The sequence below is a fragment of the Phyllobacterium brassicacearum genome (genome assembly GCF_003010955.1).
GTDB lineage: Bacteria > Pseudomonadota > Alphaproteobacteria > Rhizobiales > Rhizobiaceae > Phyllobacterium > Phyllobacterium brassicacearum.
On record NZ_PGGO01000002.1, the window covers coordinates 319,521 to 337,386 of the forward strand.

Here is a 17,866-nt window from a genome sequence, read left to right on the forward strand (position 1 = left end):
TCGAACCCCTCCTCCAGTTCCCGTCTATGCTCAGCCCTGTTGGTAGAGCGCGTAGGCGTCTTCGCCGCTGGCACCATCATGGATGATTGCCATAAGCCCCCGAACCACGGCGCTCGGGTTGGCGTGTTGGTAGATGTTGCGTCCGTAAACCATGCCAACGGCACCCTGTCGCATCAAGGCGGCTGACTTTTCGAAGACGGCGCGCAGATCCTCCTTGCCGCCACCGCGTACAAGGACGGGACAACGCGCTGCCTCGACGACCCGGTGAAAATCCTCCGCATGGGTCGTCGGGTCGGCCTTGATGATATCCGCGCCCATCTCACGGGCAAGCCGGGTCAGCGTGACGATCTTGTCCGCATCGCCATCCACCATATAACCGCCACGATCGGTGACGGGCTGCATGACAAGCGGCTCGATCATCAGCGGCATGCCATATTTCTCGCAGTCGGCGCGCACGCGCGAAATGTTCTCTACGCACTGGCGGAAAAGATCGGGCTCGTCCGGCAGCATGAACAGATTGACCACCACACAGGCTGCATCCATCTCAATGGCACCAATCAGCGGTTCGCTTTGATTTTGCAGGACAGCCCACATATTGCGATGGCGGACCGGATTGTAGGGGTTACCCATGTCAATGCGCATGACAAGCGCCGGCTTTTCCTTGCCCGTCATGTACTGCAGGAGATCGGCCTGCCCGTAGTTCATCTGGATCGCATCGGGCGCTGCAGCCACCAATGCCTGCACCACGGCTTCCATGTTCTCAAGCCCTGTCAGGAATGACGTCTCATTGCACACCCCGTGATCGATGGCGACGTCAAGGCAGCGCCCCTTGCCGAAAAGGCGATTCATCCGGACCTTGCGGTGATTTCGCATATCTTACTCCTTGCTCATTTCGTGCGATTAACATGCCATCGCTGACGCCATGGCGTTCAGCGAGAAGTTTGAGGAATTGCGACCGCTCCCGGTTTCGCCGCGCAACGGACCATCGCTTTTCGGCGGCGACGAGATCGAGCACGGCGTCGAGCATGGCGAGCGACAATTGTCCGCCGATTGCCAGCGTTGTGCGTCTCAACAGGAGATCCGCGAGATGTTCGACGGCTTCGTGGTGGGCAAGGTATGTAATCTCGCGGCTTGAATAGCCAATATGGGGCATCGTCTCATCGGGTCCGCCGGCGATAAACCGGGCGATCGCCTCAGCGTCCGTGCCGTAGCGTTCGAAAAGTTCCGTTATGCGCGCCGCATCAAGGCCCGTTGCGGAAGACGTTCGCATGACCCAGGCATCGATATCCTCCGGGAATCGGCGGCCGCCGCCAATGGGTCGGTCCGCTGTCGATACGCGGCGTGTTAGATGCAGGCGATCCAGGACCAGATCAGCCGCAAGTTCTCCAAAGGAACGAAATGTCGTCCATTTGCCGCCGATCATGCACAGCACAGGAGGTGCGCCATCCGACGATTCAATGAGAGTGCAAAAATGGTCGCGCGGGATGCGACCCGTGATTGTGTCATCACTGGCAGGCAGGGGGCGCACACCTGAAAACTGAAACACGATTTCCTCGGGTTCGATCCGGATGCCAGGCAGTACGAAGGCAAGCGATTGCAGGATATAATCGCGCTCGTCTGCCGTGCAGCGGACATCATCAGGATCATCGATGCGGATGTCCGTTGAACCGACGAGTGCCTTGCCGAGATAAGGAAACAGAATGCAGACACGCCCGTCCTCGTTTTCATAGTAGATCATGTGACCGTCGAGGGCTTCGACAAGTTCGGCATTGTCGATAATCAAATGCGACCCCTTGGTCCCGCCTATCAATGGTGCGGGCCGGCTTTTCACCGGGAACAGATCGCCGTTTACAATGTCGATCCAGCCGCCTGTTGCATTGATAATGAGGGCCGGGTCGACGACCGTTATGGTGCCGTCAATATGGTCCTGCACAGCGAAAGCGCCGCTCGCATCGCGCCGGAGTTCCGCATAGTTGAGTGCACGGGCGCCTTGGTTGTTGGACAAAGCGTCTTGAAGCAGTTCGATACCTATTCGTTCAGGTTGCCTTACCCAAGCGTCGTGATAGGTCGCTGAACTTTTTATTGCGGAATTGAGCGCTGGCCATTTGGCAAGCGTCCCTCGCCGTCCGCGAAATCGATGGCGCGGCATGAGCCCTCGCGTGCGTGTCAGGAAATCATAAATGCTAAGTCCGGCCTTGATGGTGATGGCACCCCGACGACTGGGCTTGCGGCTGCGGCCAAGAAAACGAACAATCCCATTGGTAAGACCAGAGAAGACATCGAATGCCGGAATCATCGTCGGTAGCGGCGCGATGAGATGAGGCGCGTTCCGCAACAGGCGATCGCGTTCGACCAGCGACTCCTTCACCAGGTTGAATTCTCCATTTTCAAGATAGCGCAGGCCCCCATGCACCATGCGCGACAGGGCGGAACTGGCGCCGGAACAATAATCATGCTTTTCGACAAGCAGTATGTTGAGGCCTTGCAACGCCAGCTCACGAAATACGCTGATCCCGTTGATACCGCCGCCGACGACACACACGTCCACTTTCGGGCTCCGTCGAAGCCCGTCGAATATTTCTTCACGCTTCATGATGCAGCCCGTTACCTGTCCATATCTGCAAGTTTCACTGCGATGGCCGCGTCAATGGCCGAGAGGTCTTCCTTGTCGAGCCGGATTGTCCCGGCTTTTGCATTCTCCTGCGCTTGCTCCGGATTGCGTGCTCCACACAGCGCGAATGTCACACCGCTCTGGGCCAGCGTCCAGGCTATGACCATCTGGGCTATACTCGCCGCATGCTTGTCGGCCACGGACCGGATGGATTCGGCAAAGTCCCTCGCCTTCAACCTGTTGGAGACCGAGAAACGGGGATCGTCTTTGCGCTGGTCATCCCCGGAAAACAGTCGGCCAGGATCAACTGTTCCCGAAAGCAGGCCGAGCGCGAGCGAGGAGTAGCTCAACGTCGAGATGTCCTTCTGCCTGGTGAGTGGCAGCAAGTCTTCCTCGATCTCCCGGTCGATCATGCTGAACCGCTCCTGGATGGCATCAAGCGAACCGGTTTCCACGTAATTCTTCAATTCGGGCAGACTGACATTGCTTGCGCCGATCGCCCGGATCTTTCCCGCACTGCGCAAATCCTCCAGCGCCCGTACGGTTTCCTCGATCGGCGTCGTCGAGTCCTGCCAATGTGTGATGTATAGGTCGATGTAGTCCGTGCCGAGCCTTGTGAGGCTTTGTTCAACTTCGTAAAAGATCGCATCCCGTCCAAGATAGCGATGGACCGGAACTCCGTCCTGATCGAAGAAATGCCTGCCTTTATTCGTGTGCCAGACCAGGCCACATTTGGTGGCAATCACCGCCTTGTCGCGCTGACCCCGAATGGCTTTGCCGACGATCTCTTCGGATCGACCCAGCCCATAAGCGGGGGCCGTATCGATCAGGGTGACGCCCGCATCGAGTGATGCCTGGATTGCGGCGATCGATTCTTGCTCGTCCGTACCGCCCCACATCCAGCCACCGATCGCCCAAGTCCCGAGCCCGACTGCGGAGGCCTGCACGCCCGATTTTCCTATAGTGCGCAACAACTGTTCATTGCTCATGCCCATGCTCCCTCGGCCGCCGCGATGTCTAAAACGCGCTGTCCTGTCGCTTCATCCGTGACCAGCGTATCCAGATGATTGCCGCGCATGACGCTGAGGATGGGCCGCGCCTTGTTTGGTCCGCTCGCAACACCGATCTTGCTGGGAATCGAGGCAAATTCCCCTAGTGTCAACGAGACAAGTGATTCATTCAGGCTGTATCTGCATACCTGACCGCGCTCATCGAGCAGATGAGCCAGAAGCTCGCAACGCGCGCCTGACTGCTCTATGGCCTCCCTGTCAGTGCTGGACGATGGATGAAGATCATAATAGCTCGAGTCGTCGGTCAGTATTGAGCCGATACCGACAATGGCAACTTTCGCCTCTCTCGCGCGTGTGAAAACATCGGCTACCGAGCGCATGTTGATCAACATCGAGCGTTCCGTAGCGCTGTCGGCAAAGAGCGGCGCGTGGATCTGATACGCGTGACCGCCAAGCTTGTCGGCCATCAACGTCGAGACGTGATTGACGTCGGTATAATGCTTGCCCTGAACGCACCCCGTGGCCGGTACAACTCTCACATCGAACGCGCGCTGTACCTTCAACCCGGCAACAACGGCACTCACGCCCTTGCCGCCGGTGATGCAAATTGTGTCGCCGTCGGCGATTTCTTCAACTAGCAGGCGCGCGGCGGCTTCGCCCACAGCCTGTAGTGCCGTTTGGGGGTTATCCGAAACCGTTGGCACGACAATAGCGCGGTTGATTCCCCCCAAGGCCAGCAGTCGCTCTTCCAGATCGATCAGTGGCTCGATCGGCGACTTGATCTTGATCTCCACGAGGCCAAGCTGGCGCCCGCGCTTGATGAGGCGATTCACGGTCGGCTGTGAGACGCCAAGCTGATCGGCGATCTGCGCCTGGGTGAGGCCTTCGAGAAAATGCAGGACCAATGCCTGATGCATCTGCCGCGCGATCACGATCTCCTCACGTGGAACGGGTGACAGATTAGTTGTGCGTCTTGGGAGTGCCATGTCAGGAAGGTTTCCGCTTGTTGAGAAAGTGATCGACGGAGACCGCCGCGAGCAGGATACAGCCCTTGATCATGTCCTGCCAGTAAACCGAGACGTTGAGGAGGACCAGCGAACTCGTCACAACGGAGAGCAATGCCATCCCAAGGATTGCGCCAAGGATCGTTCCGGACCCGCCGTTGAGCGAGGCACCGCCGATGACCGCTGCCGCAATGATATTGAGTTCCATGCCCACACCGAACGTCGGTGTCGCCGCACCAAAGCGGGACATGTAGATAACGCCTGCGACACCCGCGAGCGTCGAGCAGAGGACGGTCACCCAGAATTTCACATGGTTTGTCCTGATGCCGGAGTAGAGTGCTGCCTTCTCATTGCTTCCGGTGTAGAAAACCTTGCGCAAGGCGGTCGCACGTCTGAGCAGGAAATCGAATATCCCGACTACGGCGACAAAGATGATAATGACATAGGGTACGCCATGAAAACTGCCCTGCCCGACAGCCTTGAATGCCGGTGGCAACGTGAATAGCGAAAGCGGCGTCCCCTTGGTGATGATGAGGCACAGGCCGCGCACGATAACCATGCCGGCGAGCGACGTTATGAAATGGTTGAGCCCCACCACAGTCACAAAGAATCCCATGACACATCCGATGAGCGCGCTTGCGAGGATACCTGTGAGTGAGGCACTCCACGGATCAAGCCCCGCCAGAAACAACGATCCCGAAAGCACCATTGCAAAGCAGACGACCGACCCAACCGAAAGGTCAATACCACCGACAATGAGCAGGATTGTCATTCCGACGACCACGACACCCTCCACGGAGAAGCTCATTAGCATCGCGCGGAAATTGCCGAGCGTCAGAAAATGCGGCGAGGCGAAGCTCATGGCGACGCAAAGGGCCAGAATGATTGCGATCAGGCCAGCCTCGCGCATGGAGCCTATTCTCTTCCAGGACCGAGGTCGCACGGCCTTTGTCCCCAGCGTGTCAGCCAACATTCGTTCGTCTCCCGTACTTGGTTCAGGCGGCATGTTCTGATGTCAGCCTTGTTCTTCCAATTTGACAATTCCCGACGCCCGACGCGAGCCGGATAACCCTTTCTTCCGTCATGTCGTCCATACCCAATTCACCGGCAACTTCACCTTCCCGGATAACGATCACCCGATCGCATAGCCCCAGTAGTTCGGGGAGTTCGGAAGAGATGACGATGATACCGATTCCGGACTGGGCCAGTTCGCGTAGCAATGCGTGGATTTCCGATTTGGCACCAACGTCGATGCCACGTGTCGGCTCGTCCATCAAAATTACTTTGGGCTGTATCGCCAGCTGCTTGGCGATTGCCACTTTCTGCTGATTACCGCCGCTGAGCGAGGATACTGGAGCGCCGATACTCCCCATGCGTATGTTAAGCCTTTGCGCAAAATCGCGGGCGAGGTCCCCTTCTCCCACGGTATCGATCAACCCCAAATGCCCGGTCAGCGCATCCAGGTTGAGGACGGAGATATTCTTGGCAATCGACAGGTCGAGGAAAAGGCCCGAACCCTTCCGGTCTTCCGACAAGTAGACCAGGCCCGCCTTTACCGCGTCAGCATATGTGCCAATTGCCTGTTGCTTGCCATGAATCAGAATTTGACCGTTCGTGGTGGCTCGCAATCCGCAGATCCCTTCCGCAATTTCCGTGCGGCCTGAGCCGATCAAGCCGCCAATGCCCAGGATTTCGCCCCTGGTAAGATCGATATCGACATCGCGAAAGCGCTCATTGTCGCCGAGACCGCGAACCGAAAAGACTACTTCCTGTGGTCGCTCGCCGGCCGGTTGCTTGGGCGGATAGAGTTGTGTGATTTCGCGCCCGACCATACGGCGAACCACGTCGTCAGGTGTCAGGTCCGCGACACGGTCGGTGGACACATAGCGGCCGTCACGCAAAACGGTTACCCGGTCGCAAAGCTCGAAGATTTCAGCCATCCGATGGCTGATATAGACGATGGAGATACCGTTGGCCTTCAAGTCGCGAATGATCTCGAACAGTATCCTGGCTTCGGCTTCCGTCAGCGCTGCAGTCGGCTCATCGAAAATCAGGACACGGCAGTCGAGCGTCAAGGCCTTGGCGATTTCCACGAGTTGCTGGCTGGAGATTGGCAGCTCACCTACCTTGCGGCGAACGTCGATCGGCGCAAGCCGGCTCATCACCGCCTGTGCCTCGCGTTCCAGCTTGCGGTAGTTCATCAGCAGCGAGCGCTGGCGGCTGATGGACGCCATGAAGATGTTCTCCGCAACGCTGGCATCAGGGCAAAGCGCGATCTCCTGATGAACCAATCCGAGACCCAGAGACTGTGCAGCAGCAGGCGATCCGATCCTCACCGTCTTGCCGTCCAATACAATCTCTCCCTCATCAGGTTGCAGCACGCCGGCGATGATGTTCATGAGCGTTGATTTGCCGGCTCCGTTCTCGCCGCAAAGCGCATGAACCTCGCCCCGTTCAAGGGCGAAATTGACATTCGTCAGTGCCTTCACCGCTCCGAAATGCTTTGTGACGTTGCGTATACTAAGAACCGGTTCCCGCATGATCGTGCATTCCTCCTCGTTGCCTCGCACCGGCTATCCGGACTTTTTGTACCCGGATAGCCGTTTACTGCCAGACCTACTCCTCGATACCCTTGGTACCGCGGCGTTGGAGGTACTTGTCCCAGAAGAAATCATCCGCATTCTCAGCGGTGACGATGGAAAGGCCATTGTCAACGAAAGGGATGCTCATGGGATTGAACCCGGCACGCTTGGCGTCATTCATGGGATCGATCAGTTCCGGATGCTTGGCCAGCCAAAGCAGCATGAAGCCCATATAACCCTGCATGCCCTGATTGGGGTTGATCGAGCCGAAGACCTCACCAGCTTTAATCATGTCGAGGATGTTTGCGTTGACATCCGCACACATGACAAGAATTTTCCCGCCGCTTTCCTTGTTGGCCTGGGCAGCGCCGATTGCCGAATTCGCCTCTGGCATGAAGACGGCCGAAAGGTTGGGATTGGCCTGGATGATGCTCATCAGGCCCTGATAGGCTTTGGTAGGGTCCTGATTTGAAGCCGCTCGGCCAACAAGTTTCATGTCCGGCCACTTTTCCTTCATTCGGTCGATGAATGCGGTGACGCGCTTGTCGTGATTGTCCTGCCCGGGATTTTCCAGGACGGCGTATTCACCCTTTCCGCCAAGCTTCGTCGCTATGGCGTCAGCAGCATAGGTGCCTTCGCGTATATTGTCGGAGGTGATAAACGAAATTCGCTTGGAAAGCGGAGAATCCGCCGCGAATGTCACGACTGCCGTACCCTGATCGATTGCCCGGTTGATCGGCTCGATGAATGGATCCGAGTTCATCGGGTGAACGAGTATGCCCGCAGGTTTCTGGGCGAGAGCCTGGTCGAAGCTGGCGATCTGCTTGTTGACGTCATATTCTGGTGTGCCGGTATAGGCCGTTTCGCAGCCGAGCTGTTTGCCTGCCTGCTTGAACATTTCATAGACGGGGAACCAATACTCGACGCCCGAAACCATGACGTTCATGACGTATTTCTCACCCGGTTCGCAGCGAAACGGTGACTCCTCTTCCGCTTTGGCAGAAGCTGCAAAAAGCGTCGTTGCCAGGACCGCCATTGCGGTCGTGCTTAAAAAAGTGCGCAAGTGTCCTCCTCGAGGCCGAAGCCCCTCCCATTGGTTTCGTGGCGCCTCGAAGGCGGCCACTATTCGTTGTGAAGACCAGCAATCCTCCTTGAATGCTGTCGAATTTAAACAAGCCTAAAAATTGAAGCGTGTCAATATAATTCATATCATGAATTTTAATTCATATCACTGTAAACGACGCGTAGCTACCGCGCCAGGACCGGTCGCACAGAACCAAAGTCGAATTGCCAAACGGTTGGCCCGGCATGCCACAAGCAGAAAACGAACAAGCGGTCAGGATGGCATCAGGCGCGAGCCGGAAACCTCTCAGCAATGCCAATAACATGTTAAGAGCCATTAGCCGGTCTTCTGCGCCTCTGAGCGACGATTCCCCATAGGAGCTGTCCAGATTGGATCAACTGACGCGGCCCTAATGGGAGGCGAACCGTGTCGTGGCAGGATTGCAGCTGTTAAATTGGTCGATCCTGCTTGTGTTCAACACACCGTTGCTGCAAAAACCCGGCGAAAAGAACCGAGCAAGACGAGGCAAGATGTTTGATCAGGAAACCATTCATCTTTTTTCCTATGGGACGCTGCAGTTTGCTGCCGTACAGATGGCTTCCTTCGGACGGTTGCTACACGGCTCTGACGACAGCATGCCGGGGTTTCGAAAGGAGTTAGTCGAAATCACGGACCCTGATGTCCTTGAAAAAAGCGGCGAGCGCTATCATCCCATCGTAATCCCATCTGACAATCCGGGGGACGAAGTCACGGGCAAAGTCTTCAGGATAACTCCGCAGGAGCTGGCCGCGGCTGACGCGTACGAGGTGTCCGACTACAAGCGGATCAACGTGACGCTTAGGTCGGGCATCCACGCGTGGGTCTATGTCAAAGCATGAGCGGAGCGGTAAGTCATTGACATGTTTCTTATTGGACTGCGTGCCGAAGATGTTGACGAAGGTGGTTTCCGGCGGCCTCTTGTCCACCGACAACGGGTAGACAAGAGCATGGTCCTTACTGGCGACGGAATAGTCCTCATTTCTGAAGGTGTTAAGCGGCATTGAATGATGCTCGGGCGCAACGAGTCCAGATTAGTCGGCGTTCCTCGAAGTTTAACGCAAATCAACAGCGTCTTTTAGACCTGCAGATGCACGATCGGCATTCTCGCGGCAAGTCGTGACACCGCGATGCTCGGCGAGGACAGTAGGGAAGGTATTCCGCATATCCGCCGCTCATCTCAACTCAAATGAACGTCCTAGCATCCACCCGTTGGGTCATGGCGGCCCCTTTGGAGCGCAGCCGTCAATACGGGTGCATCCCAAAGGTGCAATGCCTCCTCATCAAGCAGCGACAGGGTGACTGAGAGACCGGCCATATCAAGCGAGGTCACATAGGTTCCGACCAGAGATCTCAGGATCCGGATGCCGCTGGCCTCGAACAAGCGACGAGCAACATTGTACATCAGGTAAAGTTCTGGAGTCGGCGTTCCGCCAAAGCCGTTCACTAGAAGCAATGCACGGTCGCCATTCTGCAGCCCGGTGTCTGCAAGGATGGTACTGCAGATCAATCTGGCTATTGTATCCGCGTCGGCGATTTTCTGGCGGTAAAGCCCCGGTTCACCATGAATCCCGACCCCCACCTCCATCTCATCCGGCTCAAGTGTAAAGGTGGCACGCCCGGTGTCCGGAACGGTAACACCACTAAGCGCCACGCCCATTGTGTGTATCTGCGTCTCCATTCGCCCACCCAGAGCCTTCAGTCCAGCCAGGTTCACTCCGGCTTCGGCAGCTGCTCCAAGAATCTTCTCGACGATGAGCGTTCCGGCGACACCTCTACGCCCGGAGCTTCGCGCCGCACCCTGCGCAGCAACATCGTCGCTCACTATGACCGTCTCGATCCGGTGGCGGCCCAGTACCGCTTCAGCGGCCATCTCGAAATTCATTACATCACCGGCATAGTTCTTGACGATCAACAGACACCCTGCCCCGGTGTCAGTTTCTTCTATGGCCGCAATGATCTGATCAGGGGTTGGAGAGGTAAAGATGTGACCGGTGCAGGCAGCATCAAGCATGCCGTGTCCTACGAACCCGACATGTAACGGTTCGTGCCCAGCGCCTCCGCCCGATATGATCGCGACCTTTCCGGGAGTAAGATGGCGACGCCGGACAAATTTCCGCTCCGCGCCGAACATGATCAAACCGCCATGGGCCGAGACGAAGCCTTCGAGACTTTCGGCAACCATTGCGGCGGCCTCGTTCATGAATTTTTTCATCGTGGCCCTCCCGCGACAGCAAACGTATCCCAACGCAACATGTTGCTGCGGCGCAAGACGAGGAAAGATGAATGCCTTTCCATCTGGTCGAGTTCCCTACCCCTCAGTCTGAAACGCAATCTTACCACCAAGCCATCCCGAGGATCATGCGGCTAATCCGTATTTCCCAACAGCGTAGCAATTTTCTGGACAAAATCAGTAATCGCCTCGTCCAGTAGACGATTCTTCTTGTCATCCCCGAGATCGGGAACCATCAGCGACAGTGAGCGCAATCCTTCGGAACTGCCAAATTCGGGTAGTTTTCCCGGATGCGCAGCATGATAGGCCTCGACAAACCGGTCCTGTTCAACCGGACTAAAGTGGCAAACCCTGAAGATCGTCGCGAGATGCCGCGCCGGTAGCGGCGTGGAGTAGGCCGGACTTGTAATCTGGGTAACGAAACTGCGGTGCTTGCCAAGCGCCGCAGCCAAGCGCTGACGTGTCCCGGAAGGACGGTTGTCAATAATCTGCGCCAGGATGGTCTTGTAGTCCATGATGGCGTCTTCCACCGGTTCCCGTGCCACCCTATTTCTCCACTGCCATGGTTCCATCCGCGTTGAGTTGCGTAATTTGCGATCTGATTACTGCTAGTTGCGCCGGTGCAAGCGAGAAATGCCGCAATCCGCAGCGCAATAAGGCGGGAATGTACTCCGGTTCGCCCGCCATATCACCGCAGACGCTGACCGGCGCGCCTAAGGTTGCCGCGATATGCACGGTGTGTTCGAGCAGTCTGAAGATTGCAGGAGCAGCATGGGTATAAATGTCAGCGACAGCCGCATTGTCGCGCGCAGCAGCGGTCAGATACTGCACAAGATCATTGGTTCCGAAGGAGAAGAACTCCGCAGCACCGAATGTATCAAGCATGATGGCCGTCGCTGGTACCTCGACCATGATCCCTATCGGCGGCATACGGTGGCTAATCCGGCGTCGTTGGAGAAGGGTGAGTTCTTCCCTGAAGATCGTCACCGTTTTCTCGAGTTCTGAAGGTAATGTCACCATCGGCAGCATTACCTTCAGGTTACCGTGGACCGCGGAGCGCAGAAGCGCACGCGCCTGGATGCGGAGAAACTCGGGCCGGGCAAGCAACAGGCGTATACCACGCAAGCCGAGAAACGATGTCCCGTCACGGTCGGGAACTGGCTTGTCACCACCTAGATCGAGCATGCGAATAGTTACCGGTTTTTGACCAGCCCACTCCAGTACTTGGCGATAGATGCCGTATTGCCTGTCTTCGTTAGCGATATCGGCGGCCGACGACATCAAGAACTCGGTGCGGAGCAATCCGATACCCTCAATTCCCGCATGATCAATACCGATAATATCCGAAAGATCATTGACGTTAATCGAGAGACTGATCTCGGCACCATCGGCAGTTCGCAATTTGGTCGAGCAAGGTGCTTCAGCCTCGTTCGCAATCGGGCGCATGGACAACCGCGTTGATAGCGCCTGCCGGAGCTCTTCATCGGAAGGATGTAAGACGACGCTGCCCGTGCCCCCATCGAGCAATAGCTTCTCCTCCCCGGCGATATTGAAGGTGCCGGTCTCAATTACCATGGGAACCGACTTCGCGCGGGCAAGCATGGAAACGTGGCTTGCGGCACTCCCCTGAAACAGTACGATTCCACCGCCGGACGACCAGTCGTGAGCGAGGAACACGCTGGGCGAGATGTCTTTGCCCACGAAAACAAACCCGACGGGGAAATCGGCAACCGGTTTTCCTGTCATAGCAGCGAGGACACGGCTCTTGATGTCAAAGAGGTCTGCTGCCCGTGCCCGCACAGCCTCATTGTCCGATTGTTCGAAGCCGGCGATGTAATTGTCGAGCGCCGTCACCCATGCAAGGGCTGCACCATCTCCCGTACCAATACGCCTGGCAGCCATTTCGGTTATCTCGGGATCAAGGAGCATTTCGATCTGGAACTCGAGAATCGAAGCACTCTCAGTAGAAGATCGTGCAGCAAGTTCACGGAGTGCAGCGATGGAACCCTGGACAGCGTCCGAGAGGATGGCATGTTCAGCTGAAGGGTCTGTTGGAGACAAGAATGTTTCTTCGACGTCAACAGCAAGGTAAATTTGTCCAAAAGCGGTGCCCGGAGAAGCGCCCTTGCCCTGCAGTCTAAACATTGCGGCCATGGAGTTTGTCCTCGTCGAAATTGTGCTCGACCAGTTCTTTCAATGCCGCAATGGCTTCCGCTGCACGGATACCGTCAGCGCGAATTTTCAGGACGGAACCTTTCCGGATTTTGGCGCCCATGACCTTTACGATGCTTTTGCCATTCAACCAGATGCTGCTTCCGTTCACCTCGATTTCAATCGTGCAGGGAAAGGATTTGGCAAGTCGTGTGAAAATCACGGACGGTCGGGCATGGAGCCCAATCCCGTGGACGACTTCGATTTCTGTCTGCCACTGCGCGGTCACGTGATCCTTCTCCTGCAGCCTCGCGTCATGCTCGTTGCTCATAAGGGCGAGAGTTCCTCTGCCGTAGCAACCACCTTCGCAAGCGGAGCCCCCCCGGACGCTTCGGCAGCAGCAATAACCGCTCCCTCGACGAGTGGCGCATTGCAAATGGCGACTAGACTCGAGCGCGGTTCGCCCAGCATTTCGATTGCCATTTCGCTGTTTGTCTCAGCGCCGCCCAAGTCTACAAACACTGCAACACCATGATCGGACCACGCGGCCTCGATCGCCTCAAGAATGCCCGCAGCATTGGTGCCGAGACCGCCTTCAGCATTGCCTCCGCACCATGAAAGCGGCACGCTGTCACCGACCATCTGGCGCACCATGTCGGCAGTGCCTTTCGCGACGAGCGGTGAATGCGAGACAATCACAATTCCCACATTTGCAATGTTGCCTTTCATGCCGGACGGTACTCCTTCAGGTAGCGGCAAATGGCCATTGTCAGGAGGGCACAGCTCGATGCCCCCGGATCGATATGGCCAATGGAACGATCTCCCAGAAAAGATGCACGCCCGCGCATCGCCTTCATGCCGGCGGTGAGTTGCGCGGACTTCTCCGCCCTTTCGGCGATACGGACGAGAGCGGACTGCCTTATCATTTCGGTGTGGACAGGGTAAAGCACGTCGAGCAGTGTTTTGTCGCCAGCTTGAGCGCGCCCTCGCCTCGCCACCGCATCGATTGCCTCTCCAAGAATGTTGGCAAAATCGGCGCCGTTTTGCCGGGCGCCAAGCCGACGCCCGATCTCGATCAGCAGGGTGCCATAAAGCGGCCCGGATGCACCGCCAACGCTCATGACGAGCATGGTACCAATTGTCTCGAGCGCCTGCGGCAGAGGCAGCGAGCCCAGTCTTTCCCTATCAAGATAGATGGCCTCGCAACCGCGCCGCATATTGGTTCCGTGATCGCCGTCGCCGATTGCACGATCCAGCTCACAAAGATCATCGGCATGAGACGTGATAACCTCGCAGCATGTCTCGATCAATCCCAGGATGAGCGCCCGATTAATCTGCAACAAATGTGGCCTCCCCACGTGCAACCTTGTTTGAAATCACATTTGCCGCAATCTCGAAAGCTGCCGATACCGCCACGGCTCCCGGGTCAGGGACCCCAGCGAGGTCCCTTTCACCGACATAAGAAGAGCGACCCGCCCTTGCTTTGGTCATTGCGCTGGTGGCTTCGGCACCAGTTCTTGCAGCGCGGGCTGCTTCCGAAAGTTCCCTAGATGCCAGCGATCGCAATGCTGGATCAAGGGCGTCCACCATGGTTCTGTCGCCCAGTCTTGCCCCGCCGTAAAACGTCATGCGCTCGAGACCTGCAAGCAGCGCGCTTGTCAGGTTTTCGGTCCCGGCCATGGATTTTGCTGCGGCCGTGAAGAATATGGAGAGCAGAACACCGCTTGAGCCACCCATACTGGTTGCAAGAATTCTGCCTATCGCCGCAAGCGTCCCTGGTGTGTCGGCGAGGGGCAATGATTTGATGTGCGCAAGAATACCACGTGCCCCGGCAGCAACGGTCGATCCTGTATCGCCATCACCAGCCCGCGCATCCAAACGATTGAGTTCTGGTTCCAGCGAAATCAAATGCTCGCAAATGGCGACCACCAACTTTTCGGTGAGCGGATTCTGACTGGCCGGGGCTACGATCTCTCCGGCCGGCACCATTGGTACCGGCCGGATGTCTATGTCATGGCGCATCGCCGGGGAAACCCAGGCGTGGGGTTCGACGGCGGAGGTAAGTGCTGCCTCACGTTCCATATCGAGTCGAATAAGCGACAGTGAGAAGCCATTCATGTTCAGCGCAGTCATCATCGGCGAAGGGCCGATGACCAGTTTCACCCGATCTGCGAGCGAAGACGCGAGAACATCACGGGCAATGAGGCTCATTTCCAGCGGAGGTACAGCTCCCAGATTGTTAATTAACAGTGCATATTCGCCTGTATCTGGTAGCGAGGCCGCAAGCCGTTCAGCCATGATCCCGACAATCTTCCCGGAATCCTGGACCGCGATACGTTCTACGCCCGGCTCGCCATGTATACCAAGGCCGAGTTCTCCCTCATCGTCACCGAGACGCTGCTCCTGCGCTTGTCCCGGGATCGAGCAGGTGGACAGCGAAACACCCAGCGAGACGATGTCTGCCGCAGCCGACAGCGCGAATGCCGACACCTCCCCAAGGCTATCGCCGCGTTCCGCAAGGAAGCCGGCGATCTTGTGGACGAACAGTGTTCCCGAAACGCCCCGCGGCTGGGCCAGGTCAGGAAGGGCGATGTCATCCGCGACGATGACCATCTCCACCTTGAAGCCTTCGGCGCGGGCGCGTTCGGCGGCTAACCCGAAATTCAACCGATCCCCGGTATAGTTCTTGACGATCAGCAGGCAACCCATTGGACCTGTCACAGCGCGGATCGCCGTAAGAACCGCATCAACACTGGGCGAGGCAAAAATTTCGCCCGAAACGGCGGCCGTGAGCATGCCTCTTCCGACAAAGCCGGCATGGGAAGGCTCGTGGCCAGCTCCGCCGCCCGATATAATTGCGACCCTGGATTTATCCCAATCCGCGCGCAGGATGACCTTGATTTGCGGATAGCTGTCGAGCCGGGCAAGCATTCCCGGACGGCTTGTCAGCAACAGACCATCAAGTGCCTCGGTAACGATATTTTCCCTGCGGTTGAAGAAGTGTTTCATCGGCATCTTCCAATCTTTTGCCTTGTTTTGCATATGGTTGAACAAATGCGATCGATCTTGAATCCAGTCAGTACACCCGGTTTCCATCAGCACCAAAGTAAAGAGGATTTCTGAGTGCCAGGCCAATCTTGTCTCCCGGCTTTACCGGAAGGTAGGGATTGGCCAAGGTGATGAGTTTGCAATCGCCAACCCGAATGTGAAGATGATTCTGGTCTCCTAAATGTTCGACCCAATCGACTTGCGCGTTTGCATCTCCGCCTATGGATATTTCCAGATGTTCGGTCCGCGCTCCAACGGTTCGGGTACCAGCTGGCGTCCTGCTGTCGGGCAAGAGGCTGGCCGGGAACAGGTTGATGTGCGGTTGTCCAAGGCGCGCCGCGACATGAACATTGGCCGGATTCGTATAGATATCGCGCGGCGTTCCGATCTGTATCAATCGTCCATCAGCCAGAATCCCGATGCGATCGGCCATTGTCATGGCTTCAATCTGGTCGTGCGTCACGTAGAGGAGCGTTGATCCGAGTTCCTTTTGAATGCGCTTCAGTTCCAGCCGCAAATCGGCGCGCAGCTTGGCGTCCAGCGACGAGAGTGGCTCATCCATGAGAAAGATCGCAGGCCGCCGCACCAACGCCCTGCCGATGGCAACGCGCTGCATCTCGCCTCCCGAAAGGCGGGTCGAACGATTTTCAAGCTTGTGCTCGATGCGCACCATACGCGCCACTTCCCGGACGCGCCTGTCGATCTCATCCTTGCCGAGACGACGTGCCGGCGACCGCAGCGGAAAAGCCAGGTTTTCATACACGGACAAATGCGGATAGAGGGAATATTGCTGGAAAACAAAGGCAACGTCACGTCCGGCCGGCGCCTCAGTGGCCACGTCATATCCGCCAATAATGATGCGCCCACTATCTGGCCGTTCCAGCCCGGCAATCAACCGCAACGTGGTTGTCTTGCCGGCACCTGTGGGACCGAGCAGGACGACGCACTCCCCATCGGCGATGACCAATTCCAGATCGTGAACGGCACGGGTTTCGCCGAAACTCTTGTTGATGCCTTTCAGGACAACCTCAGCCATAATGGTGCTCCGCGTAGCGGGATGACACAACGACCCTGCCCGACTTGCAGTCGAAAAGTGCCAGCTTGTCGTAATTGAGTTCAAGCCCAACGGTTTCGCCAATGCGGAAGCTGTGGTCGGCAGGAACCCGCGCCTTGACCAGTCCTTTTGCCATCTCGACAGCGACGATCTGGTTTGTCCCGTGATATTCGCTGCCGTAGACGGCACCGCGCAAGGAAGAGGCGTCACTGAAGCGGATATCCTCGGGACGTACTCCAAGAGCGAGTTCGCCCTCCTCCAAGTCCTGCTGGATTTCCGGGACGGAAATATCCACCCCGTCGACGGAAACAGAACGCCGGCCCTTCTGCAAACCAGAAGTAAATCGCAGAAAATTCATCGGCGGCGACCCGATAAAATCAGCGACATACATGGTCGCCGGACGATTATAGATTTCCTGAGGCGTGCCGAATTGCTCTATGATACCGTGGTTCATCACAGCGATCTTGTCTGCCATTGCCATCGCCTCCAGCTGGTCGTGGGTGACGTAGACTGTGGTGGCGCGGATCCTGTTATGCAGCTCCCGCAGTTCTCGAACCATCAGATCGCGAAACTCGGCATCCAGCGTGCCAAGAGGTTCATCCATCAGAAAGCATTTGGGCCGGCGGACGATCGCCCTTCCGAGCGCCACGCGCTGGCGATCTCCGCCAGCCAGACCAGATACAGACCTGTCAAGAATATGATCGATCTGCAACAGCCGCGCGGTCTCCTCGACGCGAGAGCGGATTTCAGATTTGGCAACACCTTGCGCGAGGAGCGGAAACCCGATGTTCTTGCGTACATTCATGTGCGGATAAAGCGCAAAGAGCTGGAAGACAAAAGCAATATCCCGCTCCCTGGCTCGATTGAACGTGACATCTTCACCGCCAAGGAAGATCTTGCCGCTAGTCGGCAGCTCAAGACCCGCAATCATCCGCAGGGTCGTTGTCTTGCCGCAACCAGACGGACCAAGCAGCGCCAAAAACTCCCCATCGCGGACAACGAAGCTCGAATCCTCGACCGCGCTGAAAGCACCGAATTCCTTGCGCAGATTTTCTATTCTGATCTCTGCCATCG

General features: G+C 57.0%; 17 protein-coding genes. 1 reads left to right on the forward strand and 16 read right to left on the reverse strand.

The window, feature by feature from the left end; translation table 11 throughout:
* Nucleotides 1–30 precede the first annotated feature (30 nt).
* The 7 genes from CU102_RS04450 to CU102_RS04480 all read right to left on the reverse strand — a co-directional run bounded on the left by CU102_RS04450 (nucleotide 31) and on the right by CU102_RS04480 (nucleotide 8,270).
* A complete protein-coding gene (locus CU102_RS04450; RefSeq protein WP_106709781.1) occupies nucleotides 31–873 on the reverse strand; it encodes a class I fructose-bisphosphate aldolase in 843 nt (280 codons plus the stop codon).
* On the reverse strand, nucleotides 815–2,593 hold the full coding sequence (locus tag CU102_RS04455) for a glycerol-3-phosphate dehydrogenase/oxidase (RefSeq protein ID WP_106709783.1): 1,779 nt from the start codon (nucleotides 2,591–2,593) through the stop codon (nucleotides 815–817). The genes CU102_RS04450 and CU102_RS04455 overlap by 59 nt, the downstream gene beginning before the upstream one ends.
* 11 nt (nucleotides 2,594–2,604) lie before the next feature.
* A complete protein-coding gene (locus tag CU102_RS04460; protein WP_106709959.1) occupies nucleotides 2,605–3,600 on the reverse strand; it encodes an aldo/keto reductase in 996 nt (331 codons plus the stop codon).
* Entirely contained in the window at nucleotides 3,597–4,607 is a 1,011-nt protein-coding gene (locus CU102_RS04465) for a sugar-binding transcriptional regulator (protein WP_106709785.1), read from the reverse strand. The genes CU102_RS04460 and CU102_RS04465 overlap by 4 nt, the downstream gene beginning before the upstream one ends.
* Nucleotide 4,608: 1 nt before the next feature.
* The gene (locus tag CU102_RS04470; RefSeq protein ID WP_106709960.1) at nucleotides 4,609–5,598 is read right to left on the reverse strand and encodes an ABC transporter permease; all 990 of its coding nucleotides are present in this window, start codon (nucleotides 5,596–5,598) and stop codon (nucleotides 4,609–4,611) included.
* 22 nt (nucleotides 5,599–5,620) lie between these two features.
* Entirely contained in the window at nucleotides 5,621–7,165 is a 1,545-nt protein-coding gene (locus CU102_RS04475) for a sugar ABC transporter ATP-binding protein (RefSeq protein WP_106709787.1), read from the reverse strand.
* A 76-nt stretch (nucleotides 7,166–7,241) separates the two neighbouring features.
* A complete protein-coding gene (locus tag CU102_RS04480) occupies nucleotides 7,242–8,270 on the reverse strand; it encodes a substrate-binding domain-containing protein (RefSeq protein ID WP_106709789.1) in 1,029 nt (342 codons plus the stop codon).
* A 431-nt stretch (nucleotides 8,271–8,701) separates the two neighbouring features.
* On the opposite strand from CU102_RS04480, the gene CU102_RS04485 reads away from it, so the two are divergent.
* Nucleotides 8,702–9,148 carry a gamma-glutamylcyclotransferase family protein gene (locus CU102_RS04485; RefSeq protein ID WP_245425178.1) on the forward strand — a complete coding sequence of 149 codons (447 nt, stop codon included), beginning with the start codon at nucleotides 8,702–8,704 and terminating at the stop codon, nucleotides 9,146–9,148.
* 356 nt (nucleotides 9,149–9,504) lie between these two features.
* On the opposite strand, the gene dhaK is transcribed toward CU102_RS04485, so the two are convergent.
* The 9 genes from dhaK to CU102_RS04530 all read right to left on the reverse strand — a co-directional run bounded on the left by dhaK (nucleotide 9,505) and on the right by CU102_RS04530 (nucleotide 17,864).
* The gene (gene dhaK / locus CU102_RS04490) at nucleotides 9,505–10,521 is read right to left on the reverse strand and encodes a dihydroxyacetone kinase subunit DhaK (RefSeq protein WP_106709791.1); all 1,017 of its coding nucleotides are present in this window, start codon (nucleotides 10,519–10,521) and stop codon (nucleotides 9,505–9,507) included.
* 152 nt (nucleotides 10,522–10,673) lie between these two features.
* Nucleotides 10,674–11,084, reverse strand: a complete 411-nt coding sequence (locus CU102_RS04495; protein ID WP_106709793.1) for a hypothetical protein — start codon at nucleotides 11,082–11,084, stop codon at nucleotides 10,674–10,676.
* 1 nt (nucleotide 11,085) lies between these two features.
* On the reverse strand, nucleotides 11,086–12,693 hold the full coding sequence (locus tag CU102_RS04500) for a putative PEP-binding protein (RefSeq protein WP_106709795.1): 1,608 nt from the start codon (nucleotides 12,691–12,693) through the stop codon (nucleotides 11,086–11,088).
* On the reverse strand, nucleotides 12,677–13,021 hold the full coding sequence (locus CU102_RS04505) for an HPr family phosphocarrier protein (protein WP_106709796.1): 345 nt from the start codon (nucleotides 13,019–13,021) through the stop codon (nucleotides 12,677–12,679). Before CU102_RS04505 ends, CU102_RS04500 begins: the two co-directional genes overlap by 17 nt.
* A complete protein-coding gene (gene dhaM / locus CU102_RS04510; protein WP_106709797.1) occupies nucleotides 13,018–13,419 on the reverse strand; it encodes a dihydroxyacetone kinase phosphoryl donor subunit DhaM in 402 nt (133 codons plus the stop codon). The genes CU102_RS04505 and dhaM overlap by 4 nt, the downstream gene beginning before the upstream one ends.
* Nucleotides 13,416–14,030: a dihydroxyacetone kinase subunit DhaL gene (gene dhaL, locus CU102_RS04515; protein WP_425351519.1), complete on the reverse strand. Its 615-nt coding sequence runs from the start codon at nucleotides 14,028–14,030 to the stop codon at nucleotides 13,416–13,418. Before dhaL ends, dhaM begins: the two co-directional genes overlap by 4 nt.
* Nucleotides 14,020–15,699, reverse strand: coding sequence for a dihydroxyacetone kinase subunit DhaK (locus tag CU102_RS04520; protein WP_106709962.1), 1,680 nt, complete (start codon nucleotides 15,697–15,699; stop codon nucleotides 14,020–14,022). Before CU102_RS04520 ends, dhaL begins: the two co-directional genes overlap by 11 nt.
* Nucleotides 15,700–15,766: 67 nt before the next feature.
* Nucleotides 15,767–16,774 (reverse strand): ABC transporter ATP-binding protein, encoded by a 1,008-nt coding sequence (locus CU102_RS04525; RefSeq protein ID WP_106709800.1) that lies wholly within the window; start codon nucleotides 16,772–16,774, stop codon nucleotides 15,767–15,769.
* On the reverse strand, nucleotides 16,767–17,864 hold the full coding sequence (locus tag CU102_RS04530) for an ABC transporter ATP-binding protein (protein WP_106709802.1): 1,098 nt from the start codon (nucleotides 17,862–17,864) through the stop codon (nucleotides 16,767–16,769). The genes CU102_RS04525 and CU102_RS04530 overlap by 8 nt, the downstream gene beginning before the upstream one ends.
* Nucleotides 17,865–17,866: the final 2 nt, after the last annotated feature.

What these genes read in the sequence shown, in the direction of transcription:
- CU102_RS04505 (WP_106709796.1), bottom strand. Translation starts at nt 13,021, where the DNA reads ATGAGCAACGAGCATGACGCGAGGCTGCAGGAGAAGGATCACGTGACC.
- CU102_RS04455 (WP_106709783.1), bottom strand. Translation starts at nt 2,593, where the DNA reads ATGAAGCGTGAAGAAATATTCGACGGGCTTCGACGGAGCCCGAAAGTG.
- dhaK (WP_106709791.1), bottom strand. Translation starts at nt 10,521, where the DNA reads ATGAAAAAATTCATGAACGAGGCCGCCGCAATGGTTGCCGAAAGTCTC.
- CU102_RS04520 (WP_106709962.1), bottom strand. Translation starts at nt 15,699, where the DNA reads ATGAAACACTTCTTCAACCGCAGGGAAAATATCGTTACCGAGGCACTT.
- CU102_RS04465 (WP_106709785.1), bottom strand. Translation starts at nt 4,607, where the DNA reads ATGGCACTCCCAAGACGCACAACTAATCTGTCACCCGTTCCACGTGAG.
- CU102_RS04460 (WP_106709959.1), bottom strand. Translation starts at nt 3,600, where the DNA reads ATGAGCAATGAACAGTTGTTGCGCACTATAGGAAAATCGGGCGTGCAG.
- CU102_RS04470 (WP_106709960.1), bottom strand. Translation starts at nt 5,598, where the DNA reads ATGTTGGCTGACACGCTGGGGACAAAGGCCGTGCGACCTCGGTCCTGG.
- CU102_RS04530 (WP_106709802.1), bottom strand. Translation starts at nt 17,864, where the DNA reads ATGGCAGAGATCAGAATAGAAAATCTGCGCAAGGAATTCGGTGCTTTC.
- dhaM (WP_106709797.1), bottom strand. Translation starts at nt 13,419, where the DNA reads ATGAAAGGCAACATTGCAAATGTGGGAATTGTGATTGTCTCGCATTCA.
- CU102_RS04525 (WP_106709800.1), bottom strand. Translation starts at nt 16,774, where the DNA reads ATGGCTGAGGTTGTCCTGAAAGGCATCAACAAGAGTTTCGGCGAAACC.
- CU102_RS04450 (WP_106709781.1), bottom strand. Translation starts at nt 873, where the DNA reads ATGCGAAATCACCGCAAGGTCCGGATGAATCGCCTTTTCGGCAAGGGG.
- CU102_RS04500 (WP_106709795.1), bottom strand. Translation starts at nt 12,693, where the DNA reads ATGGCCGCAATGTTTAGACTGCAGGGCAAGGGCGCTTCTCCGGGCACC.
- CU102_RS04475 (WP_106709787.1), bottom strand. Translation starts at nt 7,165, where the DNA reads ATGCGGGAACCGGTTCTTAGTATACGCAACGTCACAAAGCATTTCGGA.